The following is a 19,147-nucleotide window of genomic DNA, read 5'->3' on the forward strand; positions in this document are numbered from 1 at the left end:
CGCTCAGGTGCGCGCTCAGGGCCTCCGGGAAGTCCGCCTCGGCGGCGAGGGAGCGCGCGGCGTGCCGTCATCGACGTCCAGGTCCGCGTGGTCGGCAACGGAGATGGACACACTGTGGCCGTTGCCGAGGGCATGGGTGACCGCGGTCTCGTCGGTCATGATCGACAGCATGCTCGCGGTCTCGGCGTCCACCGAGGACATCCAGGAGCGGTGCACGATCGGGAAGTGGTACCAGTCGGTGGTGTTCTCCAGCTGGATCTTCCAGTTGCCGTTGAACCGGAACCTGTGCTCGCCCTGCACCTTGATCGGGTAGCCGGCACCCTGCTTCATGAAGCGGTCGATCCACAGCCGGGCCCCGCCGAGGAAGTCCTCCAGCGGCTCGATGTCCTGGTCGAAGCTCGCGAAGATCATCCCTGCGTACGTGCCGACCTTGAGCCGCTGCAGCGGCAGGTCCTTCTTCTCGACCACATCCTCGTAGCCCTCGGGGTACGGGATGCCCCGCAGGGTGCCGTCGAGAGCGTAGGACCAGGCGTGGTAGGGGCAGGTGAAGCCGTTGCCGTTGCCCTTGGGCGTCTCGCAGACGCTGGCACCGCGGTGGCGGCAGCGGTTGAGCAGGACGTTGATCCCGCCGCGGCGATCGCGGCTGACAATGACGGGACGGCGGCCCACCCAGGCAGTCTTGAAGTCACCGGCCTTGGCGATCTCGCTCTCATGGGCGACCCACACCCAGGTGCGGTGGAAGATCCGCTCCATCTCCTGCTCGAAGAGGTCCGGGTCGGTGTAGAGGGTGCCTGCCACTCGGTCGGACTCGACCAGGGACGAGACGTCGCGGGTCATCGGACGGCCTCCGGCTCCGGCAGCGGGCGGCCGACGCGCGCCGCGATCTTCATGTAGCGCCACAGGCCGTGCTCGCCGACCTGGACGGTGCGGAAGAGGTTGCAGGCCGCGGCGACCGTCGGCTGGTCGACGACGTCGGCGAGGACGTACGAGGTCCAGGGCCAGGCGTCGGAGGGGCCGACCATGTGCTGGTCGTCGTCGACGGTACCGAGGACGGTCACGCCGGGCAGCTCGTGGAGTTGCGTGAGCATGGTCATGAAGCCGTCCCAGACGGCCTTGCCCTGCCGGTGGGCAGGTCGAAGAAGTTCTGGTTGACGCCGATACAGAACAGCACCCGCAGGCGGACGTTCCTGGGTTCGGGCATGGAGGAGTTCCTGCCTTCTGTGGGGAGGGAGGGGGTGGCTCAGAGGAAGCCGGGGAAGGGCGGGACGCCCATCAACACGGCGCCGGCGCCGTCGTACATGCCCTCTTGGAGGAAGGCGTGCTGCGGGACGACGGAGGCGTCGCGCAGGTAGCGCTGCATGGGGCTGCCGTCGGCGATGGCGGGGATGCCACTGAGTTGGTACGCGGTCCTTACGACCTCGAATGCGGTCTTCGCGAGGTGGGCGGAGGCGAGCCGCAGCAGGCCTGCCTGCTCGCTGGTCGCGGGGTCGCCGCCCGCCACCGTCGCCCAGGTCTCGTCGGTGATCTCGTAGAAGAAGGCACGGGCGGAACGGAGTTGGGCCTCGGCCTGGCCCACCGCGATGCGGTAGGTGGCGCGTTCGGCGGGCTTGGGCGCGCCGGTGTAGCCGGCGCGGCCGCCGTCGGCGATGGCCTGGTCGAGTGCGGCGCGTGCGACGCCGAGGCCGACGACCGCGAGGACCTGTGCGGCGTAGGGGACGGTCGGGTAGCGGTAGAGCGGTTCGTCGACGGTGGGGGTGCCGCCGCGGACGAACGTCCACTCCTCGGGGACGACGGCTCCGTCGACCACCAGGTCGTGGCTGCCGGTGCCGCGCATGCCGATGACGTCCCAGTTCTCGGCGATCTCCACCTGCTCGGGCCGTAGTACGGCGGTCAGCGGGCGGCCGGCCTTATCCTGACCGGCCTTGATGCCCACGCCGAGGACGTCCGCGCCCTTGCAGCCGCTGGCGAACTTCCACCGGCCCGACACCCGGTAGCCGCCCTCGACGCGTTCGGCGGGCTGCACCGGGAACAGGCCGCCCGCGAAGGCCACATCAGGACCGTCGGCATACAGCTCGGCCTGGGTTTCCAGCGGAAGCGCGGCCAGATAGATCGCGGACGAGCCGAAACTGGCGACCCAGCCGGCCGATCCGTCGACGGTCGATATCCGCTCGATGACACGGAGGAAGTCGGCGGGCGGGCTCGCGTCACCACCGAACTTCTTCGGCGTGCCCGCCCGGTAGATTCCGCCATTCTTGAATTCCGCGATCACATCCCGTGGTACGTGTCGCTTCTCTTCGAATTCGGCCCGCCGCTCTGCGACGACGGCCAGAACCCTTTCCAGCGTCTGGGTCATGAGAAAACGCTATGCGCCGCGACTCGCCCTGCACCATCGGGAATTGGATCCACTCTGCAGGGGAATTCCCCTACATGCCTTTCCGGCGGAGGAGGTCCTTCCGTACGACGCCCGCCTGCACGACGAGGACGATGTGCTCCGACCGGCCGAGGACGCCGATGTCGTGCAGCGGTTCCCCGTCCACGACCACGAAGTCGGCTGTCCTCCCGGTTTGCAGCGAGCCGAGCTGGTCGTCGACGCCCAGGAGGCGGGCGGCGTTCGACGTGCCCGCCGTGATCGCGTCAAGGGGGTCCATGCCCAGCTCCACCAAGTACGCGAGCTCGGCGAGATTGCGGCCGTGCCGGACGACACCGGCGTCCGTGCCCAGGGCGACGGGAACTCCACGGCTGATGGCGTGCGCGATGTTCTCCTTGGTCACCCCGGACCAGCGGCTCTTCTTGCGGAAATAGTGGTCGGGCATGGCTGCCGGGTCGAGCGGGGCGAAGACGGTGGCCGGGGTGGGGACGAGGAACGCGCCGCGTTCCAGGGCCAGATCGCACAGCTCGTCCGTCAGGCCGTAACCGTGCTCGATGCTGGTGACACCGGCCCGCAGGGCGCTGTGGATACCGGCCGTGCCCTGGGCGTGGGCGGCGACGCGTTTCCCGCGGCGGCGTGCCGCCTCGTCGACGACGGCCTTCAGCTCCTGGTACGTCAGGTCCTCGTCGTCGGGGTCGTCGTACGGACTGCCCATGCCGCCGGTGGCGCAGACCTTGACGACGTCCGCTCCCGCGCGCAGCACGCGCCGGGCCGCCATCCGCACCTCGTCGGCCGTGTCGGCGACCTCGGTGAGGTGGGGGGCGGCGTTCGTCCCGCCGGGCAGCGAGCAGTCGGCGTGTCCGCCGGTGTGTCCGATCACCCTGACCGCCACCTGGAGCCGGGGTCCCTCGATCAGGTCGCGCTCGAGCGCGGTGCGATAGCCGGACGGCACTCCCCCAAGGTCGCGCACGCTCGTGACACCCGCGTCCAGGGTGGCCCGCAGCCGCTCCGCGATCTCGAACGTCTCAACCGTCCGGTCAGCGGTCAAGCCCGCGACCAGGGGGCGCCCGGGGGTCATGCACAGGTGCGTGTGGCAATGGAAGCAAAGGTGATCTCGGGTTCTCGCAACTCCTGGTGAGCGGCGGGAATTGGGCTCGCCGGCCCACTCAGCTTCGCTGGGGTACATCATCGGCGGTTCCTTGCCGGTCGCCGTACTTCTCGGCGAGATTCCGATGACCGTCGCGCGCCCAGCCTCTTAAAATCCGCGCCTCCGTTGGAAATGACTGCGAGCAATAGTGGTCGGTTGTCTGGCACTTTCGACAGCCTGCGGGTCGCCGGTTCGACAAGATGGTTCGGCGGTGGCTGCGAGGAGGGCGGCGTCGTCGTCGACGCGGTCGGGGGTGTTGAGCAGTTCCAGGGCCCGTTCGGTGATTTTCTGGGGGTCGGGGCGGGCGGCGGCAGGCAGCGCGCCGCAGGTCTGGCGCAGGGCCGCCAAGCCGTCGTCCAGGGATAGCGCCCGGTTCTCCACCAGACCGTCGGTGTACAGCAGCAGGCTGGTGCCGGGCGGGAACGCCACCTCTCGGTCGACTGGGGTGCTGCCCAGCCCCAGCGGCAGCGCCGGGGGCAGCTCCAGGTAGGTGGTGTCGGCGGCTACCAGCAGGGGTGGCAGGTGCCCGCTGGCGGCGTAGCGCAGGCGGTGATGGTGGGGGTCGTAGACCGCGTAGAGGCAGGTGGCGAAGCGGTCGGTGGCGAGCGACTGCAGGTAGGCGTCCAGCCTGGTCAGCACCTGGGCCGGGTCGGCGCCCTCCAGTGCGAGGCTGTGCAGGGCGGAACGGAGTTGGCCCATCATGGTGGCGGCTTCCACGTCGTGGCCCATGACGTCGCCGATGGCGAGCCCCACGGCGCCGTCGGGCAGGGCGAGCACGTCGTACCAGTCGCCGCCGACCTCGGCGCCGCGGTCGCTGGCCCGGTAGTGGGTGGCCAGGCGCACGCCGGGGACTTGGGGCAGGTGGTGGGGCAACAGGGCGCGCTGCAGGGTCAGGGCGAGGCGGCGCTCGTTGTGGTACCGGGCGGCGTTGTCGTAGGCCAGGGCCAGGCGATGGGCGAGGTTCTCCAGATACTTGTGTTCGACCGCGGAGTAGCCGCCGGTGTGCCGGGCCAGTACCAGGGCCCCCAGCGTCTGGTCGTGGGCGTGCAGCGGCAGGGCCAGCACGGCGGCGGGCGCCGGGTGCGGGCCGGCTGGGGCTGGGGTGGTGCCGTTGATCGCGTGGGTGGCGGCGGTAGCCAGGGCGTCGCGGGCAAGAAGGGGGGCGCCGGCGATGTATGCCGGGAGCGACTGCGCCGGGGCGGGTGTCGCGGCGGTGAGGTGGATGCTGATCTGGTCGGCGAAGTCGGGCAGCAGGATCTGGCCGGCAGTCTGCAGTATCTGGTCCGGGTCGAGGGTGGCGGACAGCCGCAGGCCGGCGTCGGCCAGGGAGGCCAGCACGGCCAGCTGGTTGCGGGTCTCGGTCAGGACCTGTTCGCGCGCCCGGGACAGTTCCAACCCGGTGCGGACGCGCGCCAGCAGTTGGCGCGCGGAGAACGGTTTGGCCAGGTAGTCGTCGGCGCCGGCGTGCCGGCCCTGCACGGATTCCTCCTCGCCGGCGCGGGCGGTGAGCAAGACGATGGGCAGGCGGGCGGTGCGCGGGTCGGCGCGCAGCGCCCGGACCAGCTCGAAGCCGTCCATGTGGGGCATCATCACGTCGCTGAGCACCAGTTCCACCGGCTGCGCCAGGGCCGTCTCGAGGGCGGCCCGGCCGTCGGGGGCGAGCAGCACGTCGTAGTCGGGCTGCAGGAGCTGCTTGAGGTAGGCGCGCATGTCGGCGTTGTCGTCGACGACCAGCAGGCGGGCCCGGTGGGGGCGGTCGGCTTCGTGCGGGCCGGGGTCGTGGGGGGCATCGTGGGTCGCGGGGGCGTGCGGGGTGCGGGCCGCGGGGGTGACCGCGGCGGGGACGGGGTCGTCCGTCAGCCAGCCCAGCGCCTCGTCCACATAGGCCGCGGCGCGGCCGGGTCGGCGGCCTCCGCCTTCCCTGGGGGTGTTCCCGGGGGATCCGACAGCTGCGGGCGGGGCCGGGTGGGGCCGGTAGGTGGCGGCGAAGGGGAGGTCCACGGTGACGGTGGTGCCCCGGCCGAGCCGGCTGTCCACGCCGACGGTGCCGCCGTGCGCTTCCACCAGGTCCTTCACCAGCACCAGACCGAGGCCGCTGCCCTCGTGGGAGCGGGAGCGGGCGCCGCGGACCCGGTGGAAGCGCTCGAACAGGCGCGGCAGCTCGTGCTCGGGGATGCCGGTGCCGGTGTCGGTCACGGTCAGCCGGGCCCGGTCGGCGGCCGCTGCCAGCTGCACCCGGGCGCCGCCGGTGAAGGTGAACTTCAGGGCGTTGCTGAGCAGGTTGAGGATGATCTTCTCCCACATGTCCCGGTCCAGGGGCACCCGCTTGGGCAGCGGAGGGCAGTCCACCTCCAGCGTCAGGTCGGCCGCCTCGAAGGCGGAGCGGAACACCCCGGCCAGCTCGGCCGTGGCACCGGCGAGGTCGACCGGCTCGAGGACCGGGCGCATCTGCCCTGCCTCGGCCCTGGCGACGTCCAGGAGGGTGTTGACCTGCTTCAGCAGGCGCAGGGCGCCGCGCTCGGCCAGCTCCAGCTGCTCGCGCCGCTCGGGCCGGTCCTCGTCGGCCAGAGCCTGCTGGAGCGGGCCCAGGAGCAGGGTGAGCGGGGTGCGGAACTCGTGGCTGACGTTGGCGAAGAAGGCGGTCTTGGCCCGGTCCACCTCGGCCAGCGCCTCCGCCCGCCGCCGCTGCTCTTCATGCGCGAGCGCGGCCGACAGCGCCCCGGCCACGGCTGAGGCGAGCACCTCCAGGAAGTCGTGGTAGGCCCCGGCCGGAGGGAAGCAGGGGTTGACGCCCACCACCAGGACGCCCTCCACCTGGCCCGCGCAGTACAGCGGCAGGGCCAGCGCCTGCTCGACCGGAATCCGGGAGGCCGCGGCGTGCTGCCCGGCCGTGCCGCCGCCGGTGAACACGGTGGCCGCCAGCGTGGCCGGGGCCCCCTCGGCGACCACCTGCGCCAGCCGGGCCGCCACCTCCGACCCGTCGGCAGCACCCAGCGAGACGGTCTCGGACACCGACCGGAGCCCGGCGGAGGCCGCCGGGCACTGCATCCCCGGCTCGGAGGCCAGGTACAGGCCCAGAAACGGGATCTCCTCGGGGTAGGAGCCCGCCACCTCGGCGACCACGCGGGCGACCTCGCCCGGGGTGAGCAGCCCGGCCGTGCGCGTGCCGGTCTCGCTCAGCAGGCGCAGCCGGCGCTCGCCCAGTACCCGGCCGGTGGTCTCGGTGAGGATCTGCAGCACGCCGCCGGCGGTGCCGTCGTCCAGCAGCACGGGCTGGAAGGCGGAGTCGAAGTAGCACTGCTCCAAAAAGCCGTGGCGCTCCATGATGAGCAGCTCATCCGGGACCAGCAGGGGCTTGCGGGTGCCGGTCACATAGTGGAAGTGAGAGCTCACGGGGTGGGCCCAGACCTCGGGGAACACGTCCTTATAGGGCCTGCCGAGCGCCCAGGGGTGTTTGGCGCCGACAATGGGTGTGGAGCCCTGGTTGTACAGCGTGGCGAATTCAGCCCCCCAGTACAGAGCCATCCCATGCTCAGAGGTGAGCATGAGACGCAGGGTGTCCACCAGGGGACCCGGCCAGGAGACGGGGGGCCCGAGCGGCGTCGCCGCCCAGTCGATGCCTGCCAGAAGCTCGCCGAACGCGCCGCCCTCGGCGAACACCCGGGCCGCCGCGGTGCGCGGGTCATCGGGCCGGGTCATCTGGACATCTTCCTGTTGGCGCCTATGCGATCCGCCCGCGCCCTCCCATGACTGCCGACGGCCACTCGCTGCGGATCTCCCGGGCAGATCGGACGCCGGATCCGACGATTCCGGCTGCGCTTCTGCCCGAATTGTAAATTTTAAACAATTAAAGGCTATTTGCCCAATACTGTACGCCTGCAGGCGCACGTCGACGGTGGTGATCGGCGACGTGCGGTCCCTGCGGGCGGCCGACACCGTCGGCGCCGACGGACAGAGCGACGGACAAGGCCAGGACGGCGGGAAGAAGGTGGCGGGCCGCAAAGGGCACGTGGCCGTGGACTGCCTGGGCTTGCTGCTGGTGGTGCTGACCGCCGCCGCGAGCGTGCAGGACCCCGACGCCGGGATACCGCTGCTTACCCGGCCCCGCTCACCGCACCGAAGGTCTCCTCGCACCGCCGATTCACGTCAAGCTCCCTGACGTCCCGACCGCGGTCCTGCTGCGCGCGCTCGCCGCCGGTGCCAGGCCAGGGCCAACCGCCCAGGGTGGGTCAGCAAGCCGGACGGCGGCGTGTTGTGGCTGAGCCCCACAGTTGGCCAAGCGCGCGCCTGGGCCTATCCGAGGATGGCGCCGGGGTCGACGCCGGTCAGGTCACAGCTCGCGTCCCACAACCGCGCCGCTACGGAGGTGTCGGCGAGGTGGTTCCACACCGGTTCACGTTGGGGCCTGCCGCGCAGGCTGAAGACGCGCGGTCCCCACAGCTGGCCTCCGCGCACGGTCGCATCGAGCACCGCTCGGACCGCGGGCCATGCGCCGGCGTGCTTGCCCTGGACGAGGAGGGCGGCTGGTGCCCCGCAGAGCCGCGCACCACCGGTCCGCACATGAACTGGCGGCCGTGACGGGGTCAGAGAGTCCAGCGCACCGCCGGGATGGACCACCACGCTTGCCACCGTGCTGTCGACGGCGCGCAGGTGGCGGTCGAGTTCGAGGCCGAAGTACATCTGCGCCAGCTTGGAGCGTCCGTAGGTGCGCTTGGGCCGGTAGTCCTTCCGGGACTGCAGGTCGTCGAGGTCGAGCCGCTCGGACTTCGCCGCGAAGCTGCCCATGGTCACGATGCGGGCCGCCGGTGCGGCCGACAACAGCGGCATCAGCCAGTGAGTCAGGGCGAAGTGCCCGAGGTGGTTCGTGCCGAACATGAGCTCGTGACCGTCCCCGGTCTCCCGGCGCGGCGGGTCGTCGAGCGCGACGCCGGCGTTGTGGACCACCGCGTCGAGGCATTCCACCTCCAGTGATTCCACCGCTGTTCTGAGCGACGAGAGGTCGGCGAGGTCCAGCCGTACGGCCCGCACCCGCGCGCCAGGGACACGCGAGCGGATCGAGGCCGTGGCGACCTCGGCCTTCGCCGGGTTCCGGCTGCCCAGTACGACAGTGGCTCCGGTTGCGGACAACTGCTCCGCGACGAAGTACCCGATGCCGGCGTTGCCGCCGGTGACCAGGAAGACGCTGCCATCGGCACGCGGCAGCCGTTGAACATCCCAGGGCAGGACGGAGGATGTGGTCGACATGGCGGCGGGGGCTCCCTTGCTGATGAGGGCGGTTGCGGCTGCTCTGCAGGGCAGCTCGACGCCCACGGTTCCAGCGGCCCCCGACACATCGCCTACGGATCACCGACAGCGCACCAGACGGCCGAGATCCTGCCGACGCGGTGCTGGCCCGTCGCAGCCCACCGTTGCCACGGTGCGCCACGGTGGCCAACTGGAGCACTGAATGGCCAACTGTGGGGTTCTGACCGCTCTTCCACCGTTTGATCGTTTTGATTCCGCTGACGTGGCCTTCGACGATGCCGGAGCTCCCGCAGCCACCTCAGAACCTCACGCCCCGCAGTTACGCTTCCGAGAGCGAACGAAGGCGAGCAGCCGCGACTTCAAGCGCCTCGTGCAGTGAAGAAACCTCATGGACTGACGCAACCGGCCATGTGGACCCCACCCGGTAATGACCCGCCTCCAGAGGTGTGATCTTCACAAGGCCCGCAGCCCAGTCGAATGGCTTCCGGCTCAGGATCAGACTCCCCATGCTGACGTCCGGACAGAACATGCGCAGTTCAGGGTGTGCATAGGCTGCTGGCAGGAACTGACACCTTTCCAGATGCCACCCGCTGCAAAGGAGCTGACGCCACTTCGTGGGCGCGGGGTCACCTTCCTCGAAGGCCAGCGCCAGCTCGCTGCAACTCATGAACGGATGGTGGGCGTGCAGCTCCCGCAGACTGCTGCCCCGGCGCCACAGGCCCGCAACTGCCACCGCCGCGACGAGATCGTTCGTCCACCCCTCGGACCATACAAAAATGCCAATACCGTGGATGCTCACACGGGCCGTTGGCCCCTCACGCTGGGGAGCCACGCGGACCTCACCACGATCGGTGGACACCTCAGCGCCGGCGACCATTCCGGCGACAGCCCGCACATCGCCCAAGTCGATGCCTTGAGCCAGTGCGATGTACTCCATGCGCAGGACCAGATCCGCGGGCGACATCGCCTCTGCATGCGGATCGGGGTCGGGATCGGCCGCATCACGCAGCTCAATCTCTTGGTCATCCTTTGCCATGCCCGCCCCCGTGGCTGAGATGCCTTGGACGGACACGATATGCCACCGTATCGACAGGTCAGGTCAGCTGACAGTCGTAGGCATCACGGAGCGCTGTCAGAACCAACTCTGGCGCTCAGTCACACCACGCTCGAAGTCTTCGCCATCAGCCGGTTCCCGATCTGGGAACCGGCCGCGACCACCCGAACCGACGACGTCGGCATCGTGGTCGCGACCAACCTGAGATTGATCAAGCTGTCGGACTTCCCGGCGGCTCTAGGCGGCAGTGCTGGTGAGCACCGCCACGACGTGCGCCGCTTCTCCCGCTCGCGTCAGGCGAGCCTCGCCGGTTTCCGTTCCGGGAACGGTCACGGTGACTGACCCCCCGGGCGCTGGCGCAACGTTCCCATCCCCGACGGATGGTCCCGGCAGCGGTAGCCACACATCGCTGCACGAATGGTCAATGCGCGCATGCAGCCGTCCTGGGCCGGAACAGCCCGTAGCTGTACAGGAGTGCGGTCGGCGACGGGAGAACGTTGTGCTGCCCAGTCCGTCACCGATGGTCAGACCAGACGATGAGCCGCCGATGACGCCATCGGCGTGACATCGGGTCACTGCCGCAACCGGGCCCTACCCAATACGGCTCTGTTCCTTCAGATCCGCACGCTGATGACGAGGAGACCGATGTGACCACCCTTGCCTTCGACAGTTCGCCTCGCAGTTTCGTCGACCTCTACGCCGTCGACGACGCCGAGCCCCTCTGGCCGGCCCCGGCCGCACAGCAACAGGACGCGGACTACCTGCTGCCGCCGCCCAACCCCGCCCAGCGCCTCAGCCTCACCCTCAACCCGCGCGACCAGCGGCGCCTCGACCTGCACGCAGCCCTGACCACAGCCGGTATCCCACCCCGCCCCGAAGACCGCGACGCCATCGACCAGCTCAGCGCCCTTCCCGCCACCGTCAATGCCACCCTCCTGCGCTGGCTGCACCACACCCAGACGACATGAGACAGCCGTCCCGCGGGCCTGGCGCCGACACATCCCCAGGCCAGCGCGCCCGCATCGCGGTCCGTCCGCGTTCGACCGGACAGCCGAACCGGTGACAGTGCGAAAGCCCAGTCCCAGTTGGGTCGTTGAGCCGACATGAAAGCCATCGGCAACAACCCGACCGCGGGTCCCGGCGACGGGCCTGCGAGCGAACCCAGACCGGCCCCGGGGAGTCATACAGCAACTGCGTGTGGTGCGGGCGTCCCCAGGAGTCTGATGCACAAGCCCGCCAGCGGCTGCGGGAGGAAAGCGTTCGCCCATGGCCTGGCTGGTCCCCGGGGTCTGCCACCGCGTCCGACGCAGTACAGCGGGTGAGGTCGCTGGGAGGGCGGGTGGCGGACCCTGGTATCGGTGGAGGCAAGGCACCTCGTGCTGCGCTTTTCCATGCAGTGGCACGGGAGATGCCCATCTCGGCTGCGACGTGCGCGATCAAGCGGACCCGCAGCGCTATACGCGTCGTTCGCGTCCTTCTGGGCTCAATGGGCTGCCGCGGTGCGTCACTCGGGACTGCTCACGTCAGTAGTTCGGCGACAGCACCCGGGGCTTCACGCATCGCATTGTGGCCGGTTGGGAGGTCGTGCACTTGCCACTCCGGATCGGCTTGGAGTCGGGTGCGGATTTCAGTAAAGGGGGTGCGGTCTTCCCATCCGGAGCAGTAGACGAACTCACGGCGGGGCGCATGGTCGACGGCACCGGTAAGCCGGATCGTTTGCATGAACGAGGCGAGCGGATGGGGACGGCGGCGGGGATCGCCACCGGCAGGCGGAAGCACGGCGTAACCGGTGCTGGCAGCGCCGAGGATGAACGCTTGTCGGTAGCGCTCGGTGGTCGACAACCAGCACGACTCGCCGTTGCGCGGTACGTAGGCGTCGAGATACACGAGTCGTGAGACCCGGCCGCGGGCACGGTCGGCGGCGGCGGAGATCACCATCCCGCCGTAGCTGTGACCGACCAGCGTCGCGCTGGTGATGTGAGCGCGATCGAGGAGGCGCAAGACGTCGTCGGCGTGAGTGTCAAGGTTGGCGGTCGCAACCGTCGCATTGTCGTCGTCGGGCCGTAGACCGGTCAGGGTCAGGGCGTGAACGGTGTGACCGGCACGCTCCAGCAGCGGAACCACCGCCTCGAATGACCACGAGCCGTGCCAACCTCCGGGCACGAGGACGAACGTCGCCATGGGCTTCTCCTCTCTTCAGCCACGGCATCGAGGAGCGCCCCCAATGGTGTGTGGTTCTGTGGCGCACTGTCCGCGGCTCACGACCACTCCAGGTCATCACCTTGGGGCATGGCTGACCACCGATAAACTGCCGCATGATGCCTGATCGCCGCCAACCGCGGAGAACCGCCACCGTAACGTCAGATGTGTGGCCGTCTGGCGGACGGCACCTCTGGCTGTCCGGCGCAGCAAGCGCCGTGCAGTCGCACGCACGTGGACACCTGGTTTACGCGGCCACCGGCGTCTTGGCAGTTCATACCGGCCGCGGGACGTCAATCGTCCCCGCCAACCGGATCGCCTGGACCCCCGCCGGATGCACGCACCAGCACCGCGCCCACGGCGACACCGATATGCGGATCGTCTTTCTTGCGCCATCCCTGGCTCGGCGCATACCAGACCGACCCGCCGTGTTCCTGGCCTCCGGCCTCGCGCGCGAGGTCCTGCTCGCCCTGACCGGGCCGCACAACTACGACCACGCCCCGCCGGCCCACAGCCGCGCCGCCCGTTCTCGCCTCCTTCGGGTCCTCGTCGATGAACTCCGGGAAACCCAGGAGCAGCCACTGCACCTGCCGGAGCCACAGGACGACCGGTTGCAGTCCCTCGCTCGCATGCTGTCCCAGAGGCCGGCAGACAACGCCTCGCTGACCGAACTCGGGAAGAAGATCGGAGCCAGCTCCCGCACCCTCAGCCGGCTGCTACGCAACGAACTCGGCATGACCTTCTATGAGTGGCGCACCCAACTACGCATCTACCACGCGCTCGTGCTCCTCGCCGACGGCCACGACACCACCCAAACCGCCTATGCCTGCGGATGGGCCAACCCGAGCAGCTTCATCGCCGCCTTCACCAACATCATCGGCACTACTCCAGGCCGCTACCGAGCCATCCGCCAGAGCCCCGTTCGAGGGTCCTGACTCCAGGCTGGCCGTGGCCTTCCGCTCCCAGAATGACCAGCACCGTCACCGGCCACAACGGACCACAGGGGCGACCGTGACCGTGACCGTCTTGACGGAGCGTCATTTCAGCCTGTCGGACGGCAGGGCGTACGCGGTCTCACGCTGACCCGACGCTCGCAACCGAACACCGCGGTGACGCTCCCCTACCAGTCCCCAGCATCTGTGCCAGGACCCTCCGAAAAGCGACACAACCAACCTTCTGAACCAGCTCGGTCCACGCTGCGGAGGTGCCGCCCGAACAGCGCGATGTCCCGGCGGAAGACACGTACGGCGACTGCCGCACACAGGTCAGTCAGTGCCAGTGGCCGCTCTCCCGCCGGGCCAAAAGGTCACACGCGCACCGCCCACAGGGTGCCGCTGCCGTCGAGGACCACGATGGAGTTGCCGCTCGCGGCAGGCTCGCTCATGGCCGTGCTGTCGAACTGGCCTGTCCAGAGCGTGCGGCCGTGCTCCACTCCGACGATCCGCACGCTGGTCCAGCGCTGGAACACCCGTGCCTGCTCCGTCCCGGAGAGCAGGGCGTATGCGCTGGTGGTCTGCACTCGCTGAGTATCGGCGTGCCACCGTTCTGTGCCGTCGTCGGCGGCCAGGCACACCGGTCCCGATCCCGTGGGCAGGACGAACCCGCCCGGCACGCTCGTCGTCGCCCGTTCCCTCAGGCCAACCTCCTGGTACGTACTGCCGTAGGTCCAGGTCTGCTCGCCGGTGAGTCCGTTCAGTGCGGTCGGTTTCCGGCGGGACCCTGCGGCCAGCGGGAGGAACACCGTGGTGTCCGACACCAACTCGTCGAGCGGCTGGAAGGCCCCGCTGCTGAAGGTGTCCGGTTTGGTCCTCTGGAACGGGCTCCGCCACATCACCTCACCTGTGTCCGCCTTACGGCAGACGAGGTCGACGGGGACCGTCTTGCCGGACTCGTAGCAGAGCAGGCCCTCACCCAGGGGCTGCGCCAGGTCACCCTGCGGCTGAAAGCCGGAACGTGTCCACAGCTTCTCGCCCGTCTTGCCGAGTACTGCGACTCCTCCGCTGCAGAGAATCAGGTCGCCGGCCAGGATCCATGTGGCGTCGTAGGGGGAGGATACGTCGATCCCCCATCGCGTATGGCCGGTGCGCGGATCGATCCCAGTCACCGAACCGCCCTCTCCGGTGATCAGCAGGCCGCTGGGCCGGTGCACATCCAGCCCCGAGGCGCCGGCGGAGACCGGCAGCTGCCACCGGCGCTCGCCGGTGGCAGCGTCGAAGGCGTGCACCTGTCCGCCTTTGTAATCGGAGTTCTGGGTCAGGGCGAGGACCATGCCGCCGATGACCGCGAAGCGTGTTTGCCGGGCCCAGGCCTTGTTGAGGGACGCCTTCCACAGACGCTTGCCGGTCGCAAGGTCGAAGGTATGGAGCGCGGCAGTCTCCTTGTAGTAGTGACCGGCGGCCACATGACACCGGCCATCGGCCAGGACGACGTCCGGACCGTCGGAGTTGATCACGTCGACGTCTGCGATCTTCTGCGACCAGGCGACCGGGTCCCGCTTGGGGTCGCCGGTCAGGTACACAGCCGCCGCCCCTCCGGCGACCGCGACCGCGGCGACGCCCGCGCCCCTCTGGAGCAGGCTGCGCCGGCTCATGCCTGTTCCACTGGACCGCCCGGCAGGCGCCTGAACCGTAGATACCGCCGCGAGATCGTCGGACACGGAGGCGGCCGGAGGCGGTGAACTCGCCCCGAGCTCCTCCCGGTCGGCGACGGTGGGGGTGTAGCGACGGGCCGCGGGTACGGCCTGCCGCACACCACCGAAGCGCCGCAGCTCGTCGGCGAGCACAGCGGCCGATGCGTAGCGCTCGCGCGGGTCCTTGGCCAGCAGCCGACCGACCAGGCGGTCCCACGGAGCGGAGACGCCGGGCACGAGGCTGCTCGGCGCGGGGGCCGGATCATGAAGGTGCGCCGTGACATACCCAAGGGTGTCCGGGGCGACGAACGGCAGCCGCCCGGTGAGCAGTTCGAACAGCACACACCCCAGGGAGTACAGGTCGCTGCGCTGCTCGGGGCGCCCGCGTGCCTGCTCCGGTGCCATGTACGCGGCCGTGCCCACGATGAACCCGGTGTGGGTCAGCCGGTCACCGGTAGCCGAGGCGTCGACGGCGCGGGCGATCCCGAAGTCGAGCACCTTCAGGCTGCCCGAGGCCGCGACGAACAGATTCGCCGGTTTGATGTCGCGGTGGAGGATGCCGGCGCCATGCGCCTCACCCAGCGCGTCGCACACCTGCGCCCCCCAGTGCGCCACCTCCTCCTCGCCGACAGGCCCGCGCCGGACAACGGCGTCCAAGCCCTCGCCCCGGAGCAGTTCCATCACCAGGAACGGCGTCGTACCCTCGCCGGTGGCTGCCTCCCCGAGGTCGTGGACGGTCACGATATGGGGATGCTGAAGCGCGGCGGTGATCCGCGCCTCCCGCAGAAACCGGGCGCGCGCCTCGTCGGCCCGACTGCCGCCACCCGCAAGGACCGAGATCACCTTGACAGCGACCGGCCGCCGCAGACTGGCGTCCTGCGCCTCCCACACCTCCCCCATCCCGCCGCGCCCCAGTGGGCGCACCAAGCGGTAGCGGTCAGCGAGTACCAGATCCCGGTCGTCCACAGCCCCAAGTCCCCCGGCGGTAAGCGGTCTTCTCTCGGCAGCGTTGATCGTAGACCCTCGATGTGCGCGCTCGCGGCTCCGCCGGCCGCGTCGGCAGACAGCACGGAGGCGACCCATCGGGGCGCCTGCGACCACCGCGCCGGTGGTATCTCTCCCCCAGGCCGTGCAGCGGGCCAGGCACGGCCCACGTGTGCGAACGGCGTGCCTGGCGCACTGCCCGCGCTCTGCCCCGGCTGCGGTATCGGGTGGACGGCGGGGGTCAGCCCCCGACGTGGATGCCGGGGCGGAGGGCGGGGTCGGGTTCGTGTTTGCGGATGATCTCGCGGGTGACGGGGGCGGTGTCGCCGCGGCCGAGGAGGAAGTAGCGGAACATGTGCACCAGGGGACTGCCCTCGGCCCAGGCGAAGTAGCAGTGCGGCTGGACGCCGGTGGCGTCACGCAGGGCCAGGAGGATCGCGGCGATGGCGTTCGGCGCTGCTGGGGCGTCGGCGCGCAGGATGCGGTATCCGTCGACTTCGACACCGCGGACGGTGAGGGCTTCGCTGAAGTCGGAAGGGTCGATCACGTCGATCTCCAGGAACAGGACGTCGGCTCGCCCAGGGACCGGGTTGGTGTGGCGCTGTTCGTCTTCCTTGCCTGCGTACTCGGCGGCGTCACCGGCCTGACGGCGGTTGGCGATGATGTTGATGGCCTGGTCGTGGGCGAGGGTGTCGGTGATGAACTGTCGGGCGGCCGCGTCGAAGACGATGCGGTCGGCGCGCAGTTCTGTGGTGCGCGAGATGCGGGAGATGAGGGAGACGACGATGATGCCGGCGATGAACACGCCGGAGATCGCGATACCGTCGGGCTTGTCGACGATGTTGGCCACCAGGGCGTAGAGCAGGATCGCGGTGAGCGCCGCGAACCCGGCGCCCGCCAGGCGCCGGCGGCGGCGGATCACGGAGACGGTGACGGCGAAGGCTCCGGAGACCATCATGGCCAGGATGCCGGTGGCGTATGCGCCGGCTTGCTTGTCGACGTCGGCGTCGAAGGCGATGGTGATGGCGATGGACACGGCGGTGTAGACGATGACGACGGGGCGGACCGCCCGTCCCCATTCGGGGGCCATGCCGTAGTCGGGCAGGTAGCGGGGCACGATGTTGACCAGTCCCGCCATTGCCGAGGCGCCGGCGAACCAAAGGATCAGGATGGTGCTGACGTCGTAAACAGTGCCGAACGCCTCGCCGACATGTTCGTGGGCCAGCCAGGCGAGCGCGCGGCCGTTGGCGGCCCCGCCCGGCTCGAACTCCTCCTCGGGGATGAGCACGGTGGTCACAAAACTGGCGGCCAGCAGGTAGACGCTCATGATGAGGGCGGCGGTGGTCAGCAGCTTGCGGGTGTTGCGGATCCGCGACTGCAGGCGCTGTTCGGGATCTTTGCCGTCGGCGGCGACCAGCGGCATCATGCTCACCCCGGTCTCGAAACCCGACAGGCCCAGTACCAGCAGCGGAAACGCCAGCAGAGCCGGTCCCGCCAGGTCACCGAATCCGCCTCCGGTGTCCGCGAGCGCATCCGTCCAAACCGACAGTGCCCCGGCCGTGGTGAACACATCGGTCAGGCCGACGGCAATGATGACGGCGTTGAGCACCAGGAAGACCCCCACCAGCGGAATGGCCACCATGACCGCCTCGCTGAACCCCAGCAGGAACACTCCGCCGAGGACGACCAGCAGCGCCACCGTGAGGGCCACCTCATGGCCGTGCAGAGCCTGCGGGAAGAAAGGGTTCTCCACCACGTGCACGGAGGCGTCGGCCGTAGACAGAGTGATCGTGATGATCCACGAGGTGGCGACGAAGCCGAGCAGGACCAGCACGAACAGCTTGCCCCACCAAAACGGCAACAGGTCCTCGAGCATCGCCACCGACCCGGCCCCGTGCGGACTTTCCTTCGCCACGCGCCGGTACATCGGCAGCATCCCCAGCAGAGTCAAGGCCACGATCAGCAGCGTTGCCAGCGGAGAAACCGCCCCGGCCGCGAGCGCGGCGATGGCCGGCACGTAGGCCAGGCTGGAGAAGTAGTCGACCCCCGTCAGGCACATCACCTTCCACCACGAATGCGGCTCCGCATGCCCCTCCCCCGCCGCCGGCCCCACCGGCTGCACCCGATGACGCAGCAGCCACCGCGCAAACCCACTCGTGGACTGGGTCCGCAGAGCGGGACTGTCCACCACCTCCGGCACAGCGGGCCCTTTTCCGTCCTGCATGTCCCCCATCACTTTCTTTTCACACCCTCAGGGCCAACGCTGGCAAGCGCGGCACACGGACACCATCGAGGCGATCATCGACTATCCGGTCTACCGTAAGCGCCTCCCACCCCACACCTGACCAGCAGGACACACCGCCCCAGCGGCCGCCGCACGTCACTGTTCTTCCGGCTCCGGCCGGAGACTCGGACTCAGGGCGCCGGCTGGTGCTCGAGCGGCCGCTGGCCCGGTGCAGGCCTGATCAGAGCGCTCTGTTGCGGCGCATAGCACGGTGGATGAGGGCGCAGATGGCCACGATTGACCGTGAGGACGGCCGGGACAGCCGTAGCGCCAGGTCAGTTCAGCCATGCGGTCGAAGTTTCATGTAGACACGCCGACGATCATGGCGAGGACGGCGCAAGAACGCCGTGGTGCCTTTGGTTTCGACCGTCAGTGAGGCTATGACGTGGCGGGCACCGGCACGTCCGCTTCCGGCGGCGGGCGGTGGGCCGCCGCCGCCATTGGGACGCTCAGCACCATCGTGAGGCCGCCGCCGGGTGTGTCCTCGGCCTGGAGGTGCCACCGATGGCTTCGGCGAAGACGCGGGCCACCGCCAGCCCGAGGCCGACTCCGGTGCCGCGTGCTGGAAGGGTTCGAAGAGGCGGTCCTTGGCCTCGTCGGGGACGCCCCGGCCGCGGTCCACGACGCGCACTTCCACCCGGTCTGGCGATGGCGCTCGCCGAGCCAGGACTGGGTGCCGTGGGGGCTGTGTTTCACCGCGTTCTCGACGATGTTGGCGACGGACCTCTCCATGGGGCCCCGGTCAACGGCGACCATGGGCAGGGTTTCGGGGATGTCCAGGTCGACCCTGCCTTAGGGGACGCCGCCGAGGGCCATCGGGATGGCCTCGTCGACATCGGTCTCGCGGATGATCGGGGTGACGGTGCCGGTCTGGAGGCGGGACATGTCGAGGATGTTGCCGACGAGGCCATTGAGGCGGTCGGCGCCCTCCTCGATGCCTTGCAGCAGCTCCGCCTGGTCCACTTCCGACCACCCGAGGTCGTCCGTGCGCAGGGAGGTGACCGCAGCATCCATGGGCCCCACCCACATCACGCCCGGCTGGTTCGTCCTGGACAAGCACATCGACGTACGGCAGGTCGGCGGCATCGTCGTGGAGCCGGGCACGCGAGAGGCGCTGGACCAGGTCGTCGACCAGTTCTCCGCCGCGCTCAGCGAACGTCGGCCGCTGAGGGCGGCGGCGTGAGCGACAAGCGGCGGCCGCCTTGCCTTTGACGCGCACGTCAAGGGTTAGCGTCTGC

15 protein-coding genes and 1 pseudogene are annotated in these 19,147 nt (G+C 69.7%); 5 read left to right on the top strand and 11 right to left on the bottom strand.

Features of this window, described 5'->3' with window-relative positions:
• Positions 1–15 precede the first annotated feature (15 nt).
• The 5 genes from OG252_RS01075 to OG252_RS01095 all read right to left on the bottom strand — a co-directional run bounded on the left by OG252_RS01075 (position 16) and on the right by OG252_RS01095 (position 7,214).
• Positions 16–837, bottom strand: a complete 822-nt coding sequence (locus tag OG252_RS01075) for an aromatic ring-hydroxylating oxygenase subunit alpha (protein WP_329332960.1) — start codon at positions 835–837, stop codon at positions 16–18.
• The gene (locus tag OG252_RS01080; protein ID WP_329332962.1) at positions 834–1,094 is read right to left on the bottom strand and encodes a hypothetical protein; all 261 of its coding nucleotides are present in this window, start codon (positions 1,092–1,094) and stop codon (positions 834–836) included. Before OG252_RS01080 ends, OG252_RS01075 begins: the two co-directional genes overlap by 4 nt.
• A gap of 146 nt (positions 1,095–1,240) precedes the next feature.
• The gene (locus tag OG252_RS01085; protein WP_329332964.1) at positions 1,241–2,353 is read right to left on the bottom strand and encodes an acyl-CoA dehydrogenase family protein; all 1,113 of its coding nucleotides are present in this window, start codon (positions 2,351–2,353) and stop codon (positions 1,241–1,243) included.
• Between the two features lie 70 nt (positions 2,354–2,423).
• A complete protein-coding gene (locus OG252_RS01090) occupies positions 2,424–3,557 on the bottom strand; it encodes a metal-dependent hydrolase family protein (RefSeq protein WP_329332966.1) in 1,134 nt (377 codons plus the stop codon).
• Between the two features lie 66 nt (positions 3,558–3,623).
• The gene (locus OG252_RS01095; protein ID WP_329332968.1) at positions 3,624–7,214 is read right to left on the bottom strand and encodes a SpoIIE family protein phosphatase; all 3,591 of its coding nucleotides are present in this window, start codon (positions 7,212–7,214) and stop codon (positions 3,624–3,626) included.
• A gap of 196 nt (positions 7,215–7,410) precedes the next feature.
• Between OG252_RS01095 and OG252_RS52240 the strand changes: the two genes are divergently transcribed.
• Positions 7,411–7,674 (top strand): transposase, encoded by a 264-nt coding sequence (locus OG252_RS52240; protein WP_443068373.1) that lies wholly within the window; start codon positions 7,411–7,413, stop codon positions 7,672–7,674.
• A gap of 134 nt (positions 7,675–7,808) precedes the next feature.
• Here the strand turns inward: OG252_RS52240 and OG252_RS01105 are convergent, their stop codons facing one another.
• Both OG252_RS01105 and OG252_RS01110 read right to left on the bottom strand, forming a co-directional pair.
• On the bottom strand, positions 7,809–8,759 hold the full coding sequence (locus OG252_RS01105; RefSeq protein ID WP_329332970.1) for an SDR family NAD(P)-dependent oxidoreductase: 951 nt from the start codon (positions 8,757–8,759) through the stop codon (positions 7,809–7,811).
• Positions 8,760–9,078: 319 nt separating this feature from the next.
• Positions 9,079–9,795, bottom strand: coding sequence for a DUF6193 family natural product biosynthesis protein (locus OG252_RS01110; protein ID WP_329332973.1), 717 nt, complete (start codon positions 9,793–9,795; stop codon positions 9,079–9,081).
• A 24-nt stretch (positions 9,796–9,819) separates the two neighbouring features.
• On the opposite strand from OG252_RS01110, the gene OG252_RS01115 reads away from it, so the two are divergent.
• The gene (locus OG252_RS01115; RefSeq protein ID WP_329332975.1) at positions 9,820–10,155 is read left to right on the top strand and encodes a hypothetical protein; all 336 of its coding nucleotides are present in this window, start codon (positions 9,820–9,822) and stop codon (positions 10,153–10,155) included.
• A 305-nt stretch (positions 10,156–10,460) separates the two neighbouring features.
• Positions 10,461–10,781 (top strand): hypothetical protein, encoded by a 321-nt coding sequence (locus OG252_RS01120; RefSeq protein ID WP_266452657.1) that lies wholly within the window; start codon positions 10,461–10,463, stop codon positions 10,779–10,781.
• Between the two features lie 550 nt (positions 10,782–11,331).
• Here the strand turns inward: OG252_RS01120 and OG252_RS01125 are convergent.
• Positions 11,332–11,994 carry an alpha/beta fold hydrolase gene (locus tag OG252_RS01125; protein ID WP_329332977.1) on the bottom strand — a complete coding sequence of 221 codons (663 nt, stop codon included), beginning with the start codon at positions 11,992–11,994 and terminating at the stop codon, positions 11,332–11,334.
• Between the two features lie 446 nt (positions 11,995–12,440).
• Between OG252_RS01125 and OG252_RS01130 the strand changes: the two genes are divergently transcribed.
• Entirely contained in the window at positions 12,441–12,947 is a 507-nt protein-coding gene (locus tag OG252_RS01130) for a helix-turn-helix transcriptional regulator (RefSeq protein WP_329332979.1), read from the top strand.
• 371 nt (positions 12,948–13,318) lie between these two features.
• Here OG252_RS01130 and OG252_RS01135 read toward each other — a convergent pair whose 3' ends face one another.
• The 3 genes and pseudogenes from OG252_RS01135 to OG252_RS01145 form a co-directional block, all read right to left on the bottom strand.
• Entirely contained in the window at positions 13,319–15,607 is a 2,289-nt protein-coding gene (locus tag OG252_RS01135; RefSeq protein WP_329332981.1) for a serine/threonine-protein kinase, read from the bottom strand.
• A gap of 259 nt (positions 15,608–15,866) precedes the next feature.
• The gene (locus tag OG252_RS01140) at positions 15,867–17,849 is read right to left on the bottom strand and encodes an amino acid transporter (protein WP_443068479.1); all 1,983 of its coding nucleotides are present in this window, start codon (positions 17,847–17,849) and stop codon (positions 15,867–15,869) included.
• A 438-nt stretch (positions 17,850–18,287) separates the two neighbouring features.
• Positions 18,288–18,917, bottom strand: a pseudogene (locus OG252_RS01145) (sensor histidine kinase); the annotation flags it as partial.
• A 4-nt stretch (positions 18,918–18,921) separates the two neighbouring features.
• On the opposite strand from OG252_RS01145, the gene OG252_RS01150 reads away from it, so the two are divergent.
• The gene (locus OG252_RS01150; RefSeq protein WP_329332985.1) at positions 18,922–19,092 is read left to right on the top strand and encodes a hypothetical protein; all 171 of its coding nucleotides are present in this window, start codon (positions 18,922–18,924) and stop codon (positions 19,090–19,092) included.
• Positions 19,093–19,147: the final 55 nt, after the last annotated feature.

This window comes from Streptomyces sp. NBC_01352, from assembly GCF_036237295.1.
GTDB lineage: Bacteria > Actinomycetota > Actinomycetes > Streptomycetales > Streptomycetaceae > Streptomyces > Streptomyces plumbiresistens.